The organism is Streptomyces angustmyceticus (assembly GCF_040701845.1).
Taxonomy (GTDB): Bacteria; Actinomycetota; Actinomycetes; order Streptomycetales; family Streptomycetaceae; genus Streptomyces; species Streptomyces angustmyceticus_A.
The window spans coordinates 153094-166509 of the sequence record NZ_JBFBHQ010000006.1; the positions used below are offsets into that span (position 1 = coordinate 153094).

Genomic DNA, 13416 nt, shown 5'->3' on the forward strand with positions numbered 1-13416 from the left:
TCCGGCTGCCCCATACGGGGGCCGCTGCGCTGTCGCGGCCACCGTTCCTCGTGGACGGTGGCCGCGGCGACTGCATTACCGACGGCCCCTACGTCTCGCCGCCCCGTTCATGAAAGGCACCTGCACATGACCGCCCAGCAGTCGCCCCAGCCGAATGCGAACCCATCCCGGACCGCCTACTCGTCGCGCCCCGTCGGCCGCGGCCTGCTGTGGTCCGCGGGAGCGTTTCTGCTGGGCTCCCTCCTCGTCTACAACTCCGTGGACACCTCTGCGGACCCCAAGCCCCCCACACGCCCCGCAGTGGCGTCCTCCGTCTCACCACACACCTCCGCGGACCCGTCGGTTCCCGATCTGGCCCTGTCGCGTTCCGCCCCGAAGCGGGTGACGATCCCGCAGATCGCCGTGGACGCACCCTTCACCCAGCTGACCATCGGCCCGACCGGGCAGCTCAATGCGCCGCCCGCGGGGGACAGGAACCTCGTCGGCTGGTACAAGGACGGTGCGGCGCCGGGCGAGCGCGGCTCGGCGATCATCGCCGGTCACGTGGACACCAAGACCGGACCTGCGGTGTTCCTGCAACTCGAATCGCTCAAGCCCGGCAACTCGATCAACATCACCCGCGAGGACGGCATCATCGCGACCTTCAGGGTCGACTCCGTCGAGACCTTCAGCAAGGCCCGGTTCCCCAACGACCGTGTCTACGCCGATGCCTCCACCGCGCAGCTCCGCGTGATCACCTGCGGTGGTGCATACGACAGGAAGGTCAAGGACTACGTCGACAACATCGTGGTGTTCGCCCACCTCGCCTCGTACCGACACGTCTGAGACCGTCCGGGACGCCCAGGCCGGGGAGGACTCTCCTCCTGGGCGTCCCGGGTGACACGGGATCCGCAGGACAAGCCCAGGCCGGTGATTCGCCGGCCTGGGCTCTGTCGTGGGTGGGGGTGGGGGCCGGGGACACCGTACTGCCCGGCGCGCCGCGCCGAACCTGCCGACAGTCCTCTCGCCCCGCGCCCTCGCTCTTCACCCTCCCCCGGGACCTACTCCTGAACGTTGCCGTACCAGCGCCATGCGGTGCGGCGGGGACGCCCCGGCAGTTCGGTGCGCCCCGTGGCCCACAGCAGGGTGGGCCACGGATCGGCGGCCTCCTGGACATCGGGGAACAGCCGGGCCAGCACCCGTGCGCACACGTCGGCGGGCGGGTTCCAGGAGAGCCCGAGCCCCTCCGTCAGGTCGTGGGTGTGCACCAGGGTCTCCAGGGTGCCCATGGCGGCGAACCCCTCCGGGTCCGACACCCCGAACACATGGTGGGCCCGCACCTGCGGCGACGCCGTACGCACCATGGCCACCAGCAGGGCGCCGCTCGCCTCCAGCACCTGCAGCAGCCCGGCAGGCCCTGCCGCGCGGTCGGCGTGCACGGCGTTCGCCGGGCCCCCGGGCCGCCGGCTCTGCCATACGAAGGGCACAGCGCCCTCCAACGGCGGCCTTCGCGGGCCCAGTTGCACGGCGTAGGCGAAGAGGTCGTCACTGAGGTGCTCGACGGTCTCCCAGCAGTCCCACTCCAGCGACCCCGCCTTGCCGTCCCACCCGGTGGGGGGCGCCGTCTGCAGTACGGCCACCGCGAGCTGTACGGCGCGGTCGAGATCGTCCGCGGCGACGGCGGACGACGGGCATGTGGCTTCGGCTGATCGGGACATGGGTGGACCGTACCTCGAGTGCCGGAGGAGCGCGGCCGGAACGGGGCCCGCTGGTGTCCGTGGTAGGGATCCTGACGGTCTATCGTGGGCCCATGTCCGCCCCTGAACTCATCCGTATCGTCTCCCGCGACTCGCCGATGGCCCTGGCCCAGGTGGAGCGCGTCCGCGCCGAACTCGGCGCCCTCCATCCCGGTATCGCCACCGAGGTCATCCCGGTCAAGACGACCGGCGACCGCTGGATGGGCGCCCTCTCCCAGGTCGAGGGGAAGGGCGCGTTCACCAAGGAGGTCGACGCCGCGCTCCTGGCCGGTGAGGCGGACCTCGCGGTGCACTGCGTCAAGGACATCCCGGGCGACCGCCCGCTGCCGGCCGGCACCACCTTTGCCGCCTTCCTCGAACGCGATGACGTCCGGGACGCACTGATCCACCCCGGCGGACTCACCCTCGACCAACTTCCCGACGGCACCCGGATCGGCACCTCCTCGGTCCGCCGGATCGCGCAGCTCGCCGCCTCCCATCCGCACCTGCAGTGCGTGCCGATGCGCGGCAACGCCAACCGCCGCATGGAGAAGCTCGCCGCCGGCGAGGCGGACGCGCTGCTGCTGGCCGTCTCCGGTCTGGAGCGCATCGGCCGTACGGACGTGATCACGCAGATCCTGTCGGTGGACGAGATGTGCCCGCCCATCGGCGCGGGTGTGCTGGCGCTCCAGTGCCGGGAGGGTGACACCGACACCATCGATGCGGTCAGCGGCCTCGGCCACCCCCGGACCTTCCAGGAGACCACCGCCGAACGCATGCTGCTGCACGTGCTGCAGGGCCACTGCAACAGCCCGATCGCCGGCTACGCCAGGACCGACCGCCGCGGCGAACTGTCCCTGCGCGCCTGCGTGTTCACCCCCGACGGCAAAACGGTACTCAACGCCCACGAATGGGCCGGCCCGCTCACCCCGGAAACACTCGGCACCTCCGTGGCCGTCGCCCTGCTCCGCCAGGGCGCCCGCGAGCTGATCGACGGCATCGCGCACTGACGTGTGCGTCGCCTAGGCGACCGGCGACTTCGGCCGGCTGCCGGAGGGCGATGCTGGTGGGGTGTCCTGGCCCGGCCGGGGTGGACGGGGAGGTCCTGTCCACCCCGGCCGTGGTCGAGGAGTGCGCGGTGGTGAGGGTGTGCGAGAGGCGGCCGTGGGCCGCCGGCTCAGTCCTTCAGGCGGGTGATCGCCGGTACGAGGTCGCCTTGGGTGGCGATTCCGGCGGCCCAGAGGGTGGTGCTCTTGGGCACCGTGGTGAAGCTGCGTACGACGAGGTCCGGGACGGAAGCCTTGTCCCACTGGTTGGTGTTGCCGTTCCACCGCAGGGCCACGGGTGCGGCGCCCTTGCCGCCGGCCGCCCATAGGGTGCCGTCGCCCGACGTGCCGACGGCGCGCAGGCGGCCGTCCGCCACGTCCGGTGTCTTCGCCGTTGTCCAGGTCCTGCCGTTCCAGTGCACGGCGAGGGGACGTTCCGTGCTGCCCGACGTACTGCCGCCGACCGCCCAGACGTCGTCGGCGGCGAACGCGGTGATCCCGCCGATCCAGTTGTGGGACTCCCGGGGGCCCGGGGCGGTGACGCGCTGCCAGCTGGTGCCGTCCCAGTGCAGCAGCAGTGCGGTCTGCGGCGATGCGGCGTCGGTGGCATAGGCGGCGCCGGCGGCCCAGATGTCGTCCGGAGCGACGGCCGTTACGCTGCTGAGTTCGCCCTTGCCGACGTCGGGCAGGGGCTGCCGGTGCCAGCTCGTGCCGTCCCACGACTGGATGGCCGGGACGCCGTCCTTGACCGACCGGTCCATGGCTCGGCCGACGGTCCAGGCCTTTCCGTCGGACGTCGTGGTCACGGCGTCGGGTACGACCCGGCCGCCCGGATCACGGTCCAGCTGGTGTGCGGTCCATCGGGTGCCGTCCCAGTGGGCCGACGCGCTGCCCACCGCCCAGATGTCGGCGGCCGACCGGACGGCCAGGGCCTGCGGAAAGCTGTTCTCCGGCAGCGTGGATTCCTGGGTCCAGGATGCCCCGTCCCAGCGAAGTGCGACGGCTTCGAGCGCGGTGGCGCTCTTCAGCCGGTAGCCCACGGCCCAGGCCTGCTTGTCGCTCAGCGCAGCAATGGCGGTCAGATCGCCCTTCTTCACGGGCACGGGGGTCGCCTGCCAGCGTGCGGCACGGGACGACGAGGGGGCGGAGGGGGCAGGAACGGCGGTGGCCGCGGCGGCGGTGGGTTCACTGTTCAGGCCGGTCAGGACCAGGGCGCCGGTGGCCGTGGTGGCGGCGACGAGTGCTGCCAGCAGCGGTACCCGGACGGGACGACGCTTCCTGTGCAGCAGGGGGTGGTTCGAGGGCATGGCTCTTCCTTGTCTGGTGGGTGAACGGGCCGGGACATGGCGGCGGTTGCGGGCCGTTCCTGCTCGCTAGACCTTGGTGGTGATCACGAAGTCGAAGGTGCCGGTGTAGCGGCCGTCCCCCGACCCGGTGAGCTTGAGGGTGCAGGCGCGGTTGAGCAGCCGGTCGGCGGCGTTGAGGGCGGCGAAGTCCCTGCCGTACGCCTGGGTGTCGTCGGGGAAGTACAACTGGGTGACGAGCACGGGCCCGCCGGGGGCCTGCACCTGGGTGTGGATGTGCGGTGCCCGTTGGCCCCAACGACCCCAGTAGTCCCGGGGGATGATCGTGCGGAGGAGGTAGGCGCCTCTGCTGTCCGTGTACTGGTGCCCGCGCAGCGAGAACCCCGAGGTGTCGTAGTCGCCGTTCTCGTCGCACTGCCAGAACTCGATGAGCGTTTCGGGCAGCGGCGTGCAGGAGGTGTCGTACACGACTCCGCTGAGGTCGAGCCGCACCCCGCGGGTGGCCGGGGTGATCAGGTCGCCCCGTGCGGGGGAGTCGGGCTTGAACAGCGGGCCTTCGATGGATGCCGGAGTCTCCTGGCCCGAGCAGGCCGGGGTGACGGCGAGCGGGAGGGTAGCGCGGCGGGCCGTCGCGGGCCGGCCCGCCTCCGCCGCCTCGGCCGCAGGGCCTGTCGAGGCGGCCGCGCCCGCCCCGAGGGCCACCGCGGTCACCCCCGCGGAAGTGGACCGGATGAAGGACCTTCGCGAACTTCCCTGCCCGCCGTCTGCCCGTGCCGCGGGCAGCGGGCCGGTTGCAGGCCCCGGGCTGATGTCGTCGTCGTACCGCATCGCATCTCCTTGCCGGAAGGGACTCGTTGACGGGGCACCCGACGGGACGGACCGCGAGGGACGGCCGGGGCAGCGGTGGTGGGCTGAAGTTGACGTGACGGCTGGCGGGCAGCGGTTGGCTTTCCGTGCCGGCGTCCTTTGAGGGGAAGGGCGGGCCGCCCGTCGGGTGCGCTCTCCCGCTCAGCCTCCGATGTCGGGCCGGCGCCCGCATCGGTCGGATGACCGGTGAGCTGTCGGCGTGACGAAACCATGGGTGGTGCGGGGGCACGGGGGGCGAGGGGCAAGGAGGTGCGGTGAAGGGACGCCGGCGCCCTTTCGGTCCTTCGAGCCCCCCGGGATGGCGGCACGGGTTCTGGAGTGGCTCCGGTCCGTGTCCGCGCCGGTCCGTGTCCGCTCTGGTCCGTTCAGGCGTCGGACAGCAGCGGCCGTGGCGGCCCCGGTCCGTCCAGGGGCTGGTGGCACGGGCCGCGACGGCCCCGGTCCGTGTCCGCGCCGGTCCGGTCAGGCGTCGGGCTCGGGGCGGTCTGCTGCCTGGCCGACGAACCGGACGGCGATCTGCGTACGGGACCTGACTCCCCACTTGTCCCTGACCCGGTCCAGATGGCCGGCCACGGTGCTCTTGGAGAGGCCCAGATGCGTGGCGATCTGCTGGTTGGTCATGCCCTCGGCGACCAGCCCGGCGACCGCCGACTCCCGTCCGGTCAGCGGGAGCCGAGGAGGATGCGGGGGGTGCGGGGGTCCCTCGGTCTCGACGCCCCGGCCCGGGCGCGCCGCGCGAGCGCCACTTCGTCCGGCGGAGCTCAGCCGCGTGCCGCGCAGCGCGTACGCGACCAACCGCGTTCCCCGCAGCCGGCGGCCGGCCGCCATCGCCGCACCGACCCCGGCGGGGTGAATCCGCTCCTTGACCCGCGCCACGGCCGCCTCCACCTGCCCCCACCAGTGCGCTTCCGGCTCCGTGTCGATCCGGCGGCGCATCGCTGCGGCCGCCGCGTAGAGCCGTAGCGACCGCTCCGGGTCTCCGCGTTCGGCCGCCACGATGGCCAGCCCTTCGAGCGGGTAGAGGGCATGGAAGCTCTCCCCGGGCGGCGCCATGAGCAGCACCTCGGCGAAGCGCTGCTCGGCGGCGTCCAGATCGCCCTGGGCCAGCCGGATCGCCCCCGTGGTGTGCAGGGCGGCGGTCAACTGGCCCGGTGGCGCTCCTGCTTCCAGCTCCGGCAGGCACTCCTGCATCAGCTGCTCGGCCCGTGCGGTCCCGCCCGTCTGGAGCAGCGCCCAGGCCAGATGGTGCCGGCAGAGCGCGAGGTCGAGTGGACGGCCGAGCGTACGGACCACATCGAGGCACTCGGTGAAGACGGCGACGGCGTCGGCGAACTCGCCCCGGTACAGCCGGGCGGCCGCCAGCGCGTCCAGGGCATTGGCCAGCCTGGCGAGATGCCGCCCCGCACGCCCGACGGCCACGGCCTCTTGGGCGTACGCGAGGGCCGCGGCATGGTCGTCCTGCAGACAGGCCGAGCGCGCGGCCAACGCCAACGCCGCGACACGGTCCTCGTGGTCCGGCATTTGCTGCCACACTCCCGACAGCAGCGAGCGCGCGGCCGTCAACTGCTCCTGCTGGTACTGCAGTCGGGCCAGCGCGACCGCGAGCGGGAAGTGCCGGGCGTCGGCGCACGAGGCGGAGTGGGCGACAGCCGCCGCGAGGTTCTCCTGCTCCTGGTCGAGGGGCCCCTCGACGGTGTCCGGGAACGTCTTCGCCGCGACGGCCCCAGCGGCTCGTCCGGCCAGCCAGTCGAGCGCCCGGTGCCAGGTGTCCTGCAGCTCCCCGGCTGCCGCGAGGCGCGCCATCCCGTAGGCCCGTATGGCACTCAACTGCCGAAAGCGTGCCCTGCCGCGCGGCTCGTCCCCCCGCACCCTCACGACCAGGGACTTGGCCTCCAGCGCGCAGACCACGCGCAACACCTGCTCGGGGCGGACGGGGCTGTGGAGCGCGCGGTTTCCGGCGGGGCCTGTGGGGTGGCATCCGCCTCGCTCCCCGCCTCCGTCCCCCCTTCCGCGCTCGTCCCCCTGGCCGTACCGGCTCCCGCACCGGCTCTCCTCGCCGTACCGGCCCCCGCGCCGGCCTTCCTCGCCGTAACCGTTCCCTTCTTCGTACGGGGCTACCTCCCCGTCCACCCGCCCCACCCCGTCGGCGCAGACCGCGGCAGCTCCCTCCGCGTCGAAGCCGCCCCCGAGAACCGACAGACGCCGGAACACCACCCGTTCCAGCGGATCCAGCAGGCGATGGCTCCAGTCGATCGCGGCCGCCAACTCGCGATGGCGGCCCGGCCCGGTCCTCGGGCCATCGGTCAGCAGGGACAGTTGATCGTCCAGCCCGTGCAGGATGTCCGTGAGGGACAGCGAGCCCGCTCTGCCCGCCGCCAGTTCGATGGCCAGCGGCAGCCCGTCCAGCCGCCGGCAGATCTCCGCCACCGTACGGGCCTCGCCGGGCCCGAGCTCGAACGCCGCGTCGCTCGTCCGGGCGCGTGCCAGAAACAGCCTGACGGCCTCCGATCCCAGCAGGTCGGCGCTGCCCTGGCCCTCGCCCACCGGTGACAGCGACAGTTCGCCGACGCGGAAGACGACCTCGCCGGGGACCCGTAACGTCTCCCGGCTGGTGGCGAGAATCCGCAGGCGGGGGCAGTGGGCGAGCAGCGTCGCGGCCAACCGCGCGCAGGCGTCGGCCAGATGCTCGCAGTTGTCCAGCACGACCAGCACCGTGCGGCTGCCCAGTGCATGCACCAGCGCCTCGACGCCCGCCCGGCCACCACGCTCGCGCACCCCGAGGGCGGCGGCCAGAGCCTGCGGCAGCAGCTCGTCGTCCTGGAGCGAGTCGAGTGCCACCCAGTGGGCGCGCCCCGCGCGAGCGCCCCGGACGGTGCCCGCCAGCTCCAGCGCCAGACGTGTCTTGCCCACGCCGCCCGGGCCCGTCAGCGTCAGGAGCCGCGAGGATCTCAACAGCGTCCGCAACCGCGACAGCTCCCGCTCGCGCCCCACGAACGCATCGAGTGCGGGCGGCAGTCCGCGTCCCGGCAGCTCCGTACGAGGCGGCGCACGATGCTCCGTACGCCGGCGGAAGGCGCGTTGCCGACAGGCACCGGAGCAGTACCGCGCGGGCCGGCCGCCCGGAGCCGCGCCGCCGCCCACGGCCGGTGAGGGCATCGGGAGGGGCGCACCACATGCTTCACATGCCCGCGACATCGCCACACGGCCATCCTGCCCAACAGCCGCCAGTCACACCAACGTTGCCCTGCAACGGCGCCCGCGCGACTGTCCGGCCATGGGGCTATCCGAGGTCTGGCTGACTCACTGGCTGTCCGGCCGACGGCCATGGCTTCCCCGGCTACACGCACCATGCGTCTCAGTCGAGGAGATCGACCCGGATGGTCAGCAGGTTCGTCCCGACGGCTCGGACCACTGCACTGTTGAGCCGCGGCAAGGTCCCCAGTCGCGTCCGGGCGTCGTCCTGCGGGAGCGGATGAGCGGTGCCGGCGTGCCAACGTCCTTTGATCCGGACCCGGACCCGGGAATTCGCCTGGATGTTCCGTACGTACTGCGACTTGTCGCCGTACTCGGAAACGAACCAGAATTCCTTCCCGAGACGGCGTCCGCCGATGGGTGTCCGGCGGGGCAATCCGGACTTTCGTCCGGTCGTCTCCAGGAGGGTTTGTTGCGGCAGCCGAGTGAGGATCGGGTTGCCCACCCGCCGCTGGAACGAGGTGACCGTCCGGAATTTCCTCTCAAGGTAGCGCGACATCCTTGGCCTTTCGGGTCGTTCGTAGCTGGGATTTCGGGAGCTCTGGGACTTCCCCCGGGGTCAGGGCCTTACCGTCCCAGGGTTTTCCTTCTCCCATGGGACGACGACCACCTGGTCGTCGTCCTCATAAATGACCCTGCCCGGGTTGGTGGACTCGATCCGCACGCATGCCACGTCATGCGCGGCGAGCAGTTCCATGTACCCGGCCACCCGCTCGATGAGATGCACGGCGTGGGTCTTGAACCACGCCACCGCTCCCGGGTTGAGCTCGCGATCGTAGACCGTGGGATCGACGTGCGACGGGTTGGTGTAGTGGGCGTCGTACCAGTCGTTGCCGGCGCGCCAGAAGCGGTACTGCTCGTCGGTCAACTTGCCCTGCTGTGCGAGGCCGTTGGCGAGGGCGAAGATGCCGGGGAAGTGCCCTCTCCGGCTGCGCGTCGTCCCCTGGAACCTCACGTACAACGCCTCGTCCACGAAATCTCCTCCAGTCGATGTGCCGAGCGCCACTTCGCCCCGTCCTCCCGACGCTCAGCTCAGCTCGCCTCCGCTCGATTCGGCGGCGATCGGCAGCCGTGTCAGGCTGTCCGGGAGAGGGGCACGGGCGTATGCGGGAGACCGTTGCGCCGGGTCGCGAGCGCGATGCGGACGTTCCCTCATCAACGATCTCGGGCTCTGGGATGATCTTTGCGTGCCTGCCGCGCTCATGACACGATGTCCAGCGCCCGCGCGGGGGAGCGGCGGACGAGTGGGGACGGCCTCCCTTGGGTGCACCGAGTATTCCACTGTGGTGCTCCCTACTTCCCAGAGCGGCGTGAACCTACCGAGCCGCAGTCACAGAACCACTAGGGAACGGGACACCGACATGAGCACCTCCACGCACACCGCCAGCCCCACCCCCATCTATGAAGAGCTCGTCGAGGAGCACGGAGACATCCTCGCCGAAGCGCGTGAGGCCGCCGAGCGTTCCCAGCAGACGGCGTCCCAGGCGCTGGACTGGAGCGACCTGCGTCGCCGGCCCTGAGGCCCGGTGGCTCGCTGATGGCCCTCGCCCCGGCTCGTTGTCCTCGCCCCGGTTCGGCGTCCCTCGGCGGGACCGTGGTGAAGGAGAACGCTTCGGCCGGGGACGGGCACTGCGTACCCTGCGCGCCGCCCCATTCCGTGTCCCTTCACCCGGGAAAAGCGTCGACGAGCCGCGTCGGGGCTGCCTGTTTCCAGGAGTCCACGAGGATGTCCCGCAGCTCGTCCATGTCCTCCAGCTCGGCCAGCCGCACCCGCACCCAGGCGGAGGCGGCTTCGTGCGGCGGCACCCAGAATTTCGCCGGCTCCGCGGCAATCAGCTCTCGCCGCTCGTGAATCGGACATCGCACGGCGAACGACGTCTCGTCGTCGGGGATCGTGATGAACATCTTTCCGGCGACCCGGAACGTGGGCATGTCCCAGGCCACTTTCTCCACCGTTTCCGGCAGCGAAAGGGCGATACGGCGAACGTCGGCTGAATCGATCACGGCCACCAGCTTAGACGCGCAAGGACGGCGCCCTTCTGGGTTCCCTTCGGCCGAGGGTCACCGTTTCCGGGCAGGGATCGCAACCAGCACCGTCCGACACGGCCCGGCCCGGCCCAGTCCGGCCATGCTCAGCCCCGGCCGAGGAGCCAAGGGCCTCACCCCTCGGTCACGAGGGGGAGCGTGAACCTTTGTCCCGGATCAGATTCTCCACGTGGTCGAAGCGCTCGTGCAGTGTGTGCAGCTCCGAGCGCAGCGCCTCCGCGTCCTCGCGGGCATGGCTCCCCACTGCCTTGCCCATGCGGATCACATCCTGCTCCGCGCGGCCGACGAACCAGGTGGCGAGGGCGGCCGTGATGACCCCGAATGCCGTAATGGCGCTGAGCATCAGGAAAGAGGCAATGATGCGGCCCCATAGCGTGACCGGATAGAAGTCCCCGTAGCCCACGGTGGTAGCCGTTTCGATCGACCACCACAAAGCCCTGGGATAGGACGTGATATTGGCGTGCGGCGCACCGGATTCAGCGACCTCTACCAGGGCGGCCCCGCCGAGAAGCACCGCGGTCATGGCGAGGGTGACCCAGAGCGCGGCTTGTGCGTGAAGCCGGCGCCAGGATTCATTACCGAAGAGGCGGTTCAAGACGGACAAGAGAAACGACGGCACCACCGGGCGTCACCTTCCACTGCGGGTCTGGTGGGAAACCAGCCTTGAGCCATCGCTGACATTAACAGGGCACCGGGAAATGCTCGGATATGTCGATGAGCGAGGCTGCGGCAGACGCAAGGGAGGCAGGGAAGGAGAGCGGAAGGGCGCCTCTTGTCCTCGCCCCGCTCATTTCGACGGCGGAGCCGGGCGGGGTGTGGCAGGTGTATCGCCGCGGACGGCGTGCAGATAGAGCGCGAGCGTGTCGGCCGTGAAGTACGAGCTGTAGGAGACGTCGGGGAAGTCGCCTCCGGTGTGATAGCCGCCGATGACGCCGATCAGGGCGTATCCCGTGAAGTCCCGTACCAGGAACGGCCCGCCCGAGGTGCCGCCGATATATCCCGCGCAGGCGATCTCCAGGAAGTCGCCGGGGGCGGCCGGGTCGGTGCTGGTGTAGCGATGCGTGGACGAGGTGCAGTCCAGGGGCTTGGGGTGGGTGGTGTCGCTGTTGCCCGGGTAGCCGATGAGCCGTACCTTCCGGTGGTCGTAGCCGGGGTACGGGAGGAGGTCGAAGCCGCCCGTCACCTCCTCCACCTCGGATCCGTCCTCCCTCGCGGCGAGCCGTACCACCGCGTAGTCCCAGCGGGCCCCCGCGGCCGTCCCGAGGTCGTAGTACCGCTGGTCGAGGTAGATGCGGTCGACGGGATAGATGCCGTGGGGCTTCAGGCCGTCGTGGTACTGCGGCACGAACGACAGGTGCCGTTTCGGGTCGGGGGAGCGCAGGCAGTGGGCGGCGCTGACCACGAGGTCGTGGTGCGGGCTGCGCACGACCGTGCCGCCGCAGAACCGGCCGGTGTTGTTGCCGTCCGTCCAGAAGAAGGTCCCCACCTGGGGGAGGCCGTCGAAGGGGTGGCTCGGCGGACTGGGGTCGGCCGACGGGCGCCGGGCCTGCGAACTCCTGGGGGCGGCGGCCGGTTTCGCTGCCGCCATCCGCTGCGGGGTCCAGTAGGCGTCGGCCGATGCGGCCGGGCGCCCGGGGCCGTCCGCTGGACTTACGGCGTACGCGAGGGATTCCGGCGGGAGAGCGAGCGGCAGGGCGAGGGACAGTCCGAGAAGCAGGAGGGTGAAGCGGCCGCGTGCAGCAATCGGTCTGCTCATGATCCGGGTCCTCCCCAAAGCGGGCACGGCATACGGGACGGGGCACAGAGACGAAGCGAGCGTGCCATCGTCCTACGACAGGCGGACGCAGGGCGAGAGGCCCGGCCGGAATTCCTGCCGGTGGGTGGGAGAGTTCGCGCCGGTGGCCGGAAGCGAGCCGGCCGCGCGGGCGTGGTGGAGCTGTGGTCCCGTTACCGGGCCGGACTCCCGGCCCGATAACGGTGGCCTGTCAGGAGACGTCGGGATAGGCGGCGGTGGCCCGGATTTCGACGAGCAGCCCGGGGCTGGCCAGTCCGCTGACGCCGATCAGTGACCAGGTCGGATAGGGAGGATTGATCAGCTGCGCCTTGGCCTTGGAGAAGCCGGCCAGGTGCCGGTGGATGTCGACGTGGTAGCTGGTCACATCGACGAGCGCGGACAGGTCGAGCCCCTCCAGCCGGAGGATTTCCTCGATGCGCTGGATGGCGATCCTGGTTTGTTCCTCGATGTCGTCGGGGATGGTGCCGTCGGCGCGGCGGCCGATCGTGCCGGCGATGAACAGATGCCCGTGCGAGCGAACCGCGGCGGAGTAGCCGAAGTTCGCGAAGGCGCTGACGGTTTTCCCGAAGACTTCGGAGTCCTGGGGGATCTCGACGGTGTGGATGGCCATGTGCGGTGTTTCCCTTTCGTTGTGGCCGAATGGTGGGGGGTCAGTTGCCCCAGCGGGACGAACGGCAGGAGTGCTCCATCCGGGTCCGGCCGAAGGTCTCGCGTTCGCGGAGGAATTCACCGGGGAGCGCGTAGCGGGGCGCGTTCTTCGGGTTTTTCGCGGCTTGCGCGACAATCGCGTCGGTGAGCGAACGGACCATGTCCAGCCGCGGGTACGCGGCGTGCACGGCATCGGCTTGCTCGTCGGTGAGTGCCTCGACGTGGTCGTTTCCCAGCGGTTCGCCGAAGTCGAGGGTGACGCCTTCGCGGACGAGCAAGCACAGCGTGCCGCGGCGCTCCGCGATGCCAGGCGAGGTGTGCAACGCGATCGCCTGCCACACCTGATCGGCGTCCGAGGTGGACACCCCGTGTTCGACGAGGAACTCGGCTGCGCGATCGGCGCCTTCGACCTCGAACCGCTGACGGTGCGGGCCGTCCGGCGCTACACCGAGGTCGTGCATCACGCACGCGGAGAACAACAGGGCGTCGTCGTAGTCGCGGCCCGCGGACAGGTCGAGGCGGCCCGCCACCAGCCGGGCGAACAGATAACTGCGGACGCTGTGGTTGAACACCGACGGTGTCTCCACCGAGCGGATCAGACCCACCACGGCCTCGGCGAGCGGTGTACGGGGCAGTGCGATGAGGTCGGCCAACGCCTCGGTGGCCGCCTCATGGGGAGCTTCGGTCATGTCTTCAGCGTGCCTGACAGCGCTCTGACCTGGTGATAGGCAATATTGCCGCAC

At 70.9% G+C, this 13416-nt stretch carries 14 protein-coding genes; 3 read left to right on the top strand and 11 right to left on the bottom strand.

What is annotated here, in order from left to right; all coding sequences use genetic code 11:
- Nucleotides 1-126 precede the first annotated feature (126 nt).
- Entirely contained in the window at nt 127-825 is a 699-nt protein-coding gene (locus AB0411_RS16240; RefSeq protein ID WP_366417938.1) for a class F sortase, read from the top strand.
- Nucleotides 826-1040: 215 nt separating this feature from the next.
- Here the strand turns inward: AB0411_RS16240 and AB0411_RS16245 are convergent, their stop codons facing one another.
- Nucleotides 1041-1697 carry a hypothetical protein gene (locus AB0411_RS16245; protein ID WP_366417939.1) on the bottom strand — a complete coding sequence of 219 codons (657 nt, stop codon included), beginning with the start codon at nt 1695-1697 and terminating at the stop codon, nt 1041-1043.
- A 92-nt stretch (nt 1698-1789) separates the two neighbouring features.
- Between AB0411_RS16245 and hemC the strand changes: the two genes are divergently transcribed.
- Nucleotides 1790-2725 (top strand): hydroxymethylbilane synthase, encoded by a 936-nt coding sequence (gene hemC, locus AB0411_RS16250; RefSeq protein WP_366417940.1) that lies wholly within the window; start codon nt 1790-1792, stop codon nt 2723-2725.
- A 167-nt stretch (nt 2726-2892) separates the two neighbouring features.
- Here hemC and AB0411_RS16255 read toward each other — a convergent pair whose 3' ends face one another.
- The 5 genes from AB0411_RS16255 to AB0411_RS16275 form a co-directional block, all read right to left on the bottom strand.
- Nucleotides 2893-4068, bottom strand: coding sequence for a hypothetical protein (locus AB0411_RS16255; RefSeq protein WP_366417941.1), 1176 nt, complete (start codon nt 4066-4068; stop codon nt 2893-2895).
- Nucleotides 4069-4134: 66 nt separating this feature from the next.
- Nucleotides 4135-4893 carry a dioxygenase gene (locus AB0411_RS16260; protein WP_366417942.1) on the bottom strand — a complete coding sequence of 253 codons (759 nt, stop codon included), beginning with the start codon at nt 4891-4893 and terminating at the stop codon, nt 4135-4137.
- A gap of 501 nt (nt 4894-5394) precedes the next feature.
- Nucleotides 5395-7923, bottom strand: a complete 2529-nt coding sequence (locus AB0411_RS16265; protein ID WP_366417943.1) for an ATP-binding protein — start codon at nt 7921-7923, stop codon at nt 5395-5397.
- Nucleotides 7924-8287: 364 nt separating this feature from the next.
- Nucleotides 8288-8683, bottom strand: coding sequence for a nitroreductase/quinone reductase family protein (locus tag AB0411_RS16270; RefSeq protein ID WP_366417944.1), 396 nt, complete (start codon nt 8681-8683; stop codon nt 8288-8290).
- A gap of 60 nt (nt 8684-8743) precedes the next feature.
- The gene (locus AB0411_RS16275) at nt 8744-9157 is read right to left on the bottom strand and encodes a hypothetical protein (RefSeq protein ID WP_366417945.1); all 414 of its coding nucleotides are present in this window, start codon (nt 9155-9157) and stop codon (nt 8744-8746) included.
- 388 nt (nt 9158-9545) lie between these two features.
- Here AB0411_RS16275 and AB0411_RS16280 point away from each other — a divergent pair, with 388 nt between their 5' ends.
- Entirely contained in the window at nt 9546-9704 is a 159-nt protein-coding gene (locus AB0411_RS16280; RefSeq protein WP_260640458.1) for a hypothetical protein, read from the top strand.
- A 145-nt stretch (nt 9705-9849) separates the two neighbouring features.
- Here the strand turns inward: AB0411_RS16280 and AB0411_RS16285 are convergent, their stop codons facing one another.
- The 5 genes from AB0411_RS16285 to AB0411_RS16305 form a co-directional block, all read right to left on the bottom strand.
- Nucleotides 9850-10188: an MmcQ/YjbR family DNA-binding protein gene (locus AB0411_RS16285; protein WP_086719002.1), complete on the bottom strand. Its 339-nt coding sequence runs from the start codon at nt 10186-10188 to the stop codon at nt 9850-9852.
- Nucleotides 10189-10354: 166 nt separating this feature from the next.
- Nucleotides 10355-10852: a potassium channel family protein gene (locus AB0411_RS16290; protein WP_366417946.1), complete on the bottom strand. Its 498-nt coding sequence runs from the start codon at nt 10850-10852 to the stop codon at nt 10355-10357.
- 165 nt (nt 10853-11017) lie between these two features.
- Entirely contained in the window at nt 11018-11986 is a 969-nt protein-coding gene (locus tag AB0411_RS16295) for a trypsin-like serine peptidase (RefSeq protein ID WP_366417947.1), read from the bottom strand.
- Between the two features lie 229 nt (nt 11987-12215).
- On the bottom strand, nt 12216-12635 hold the full coding sequence (locus AB0411_RS16300; RefSeq protein ID WP_366417948.1) for a RidA family protein: 420 nt from the start codon (nt 12633-12635) through the stop codon (nt 12216-12218).
- Between the two features lie 40 nt (nt 12636-12675).
- Nucleotides 12676-13362: an HD domain-containing protein gene (locus tag AB0411_RS16305; protein WP_366417949.1), complete on the bottom strand. Its 687-nt coding sequence runs from the start codon at nt 13360-13362 to the stop codon at nt 12676-12678.
- Between the last annotated feature and the right edge of the window lie 54 nt (nt 13363-13416).

What these genes read in the sequence shown, in the direction of transcription:
- AB0411_RS16240 (WP_366417938.1), top strand. Translation starts at nt 127, where the DNA reads ATGACCGCCCAGCAGTCGCCCCAGCCGAATGCGAACCCATCCCGGACC.
- AB0411_RS16245 (WP_366417939.1), bottom strand. Translation starts at nt 1,697, where the DNA reads ATGTCCCGATCAGCCGAAGCCACATGCCCGTCGTCCGCCGTCGCCGCG.
- hemC (WP_366417940.1), top strand. Translation starts at nt 1,790, where the DNA reads ATGTCCGCCCCTGAACTCATCCGTATCGTCTCCCGCGACTCGCCGATG.
- AB0411_RS16255 (WP_366417941.1), bottom strand. Translation starts at nt 4,068, where the DNA reads ATGCCCTCGAACCACCCCCTGCTGCACAGGAAGCGTCGTCCCGTCCGG.
- AB0411_RS16260 (WP_366417942.1), bottom strand. Translation starts at nt 4,893, where the DNA reads ATGCGGTACGACGACGACATCAGCCCGGGGCCTGCAACCGGCCCGCTG.
- AB0411_RS16270 (WP_366417944.1), bottom strand. Translation starts at nt 8,683, where the DNA reads ATGTCGCGCTACCTTGAGAGGAAATTCCGGACGGTCACCTCGTTCCAG.
- AB0411_RS16280 (WP_260640458.1), top strand. Translation starts at nt 9,546, where the DNA reads ATGAGCACCTCCACGCACACCGCCAGCCCCACCCCCATCTATGAAGAG.
- AB0411_RS16295 (WP_366417947.1), bottom strand. Translation starts at nt 11,986, where the DNA reads ATGAGCAGACCGATTGCTGCACGCGGCCGCTTCACCCTCCTGCTTCTC.
- AB0411_RS16300 (WP_366417948.1), bottom strand. Translation starts at nt 12,635, where the DNA reads ATGGCCATCCACACCGTCGAGATCCCCCAGGACTCCGAAGTCTTCGGG.
- AB0411_RS16305 (WP_366417949.1), bottom strand. Translation starts at nt 13,362, where the DNA reads ATGACCGAAGCTCCCCATGAGGCGGCCACCGAGGCGTTGGCCGACCTC.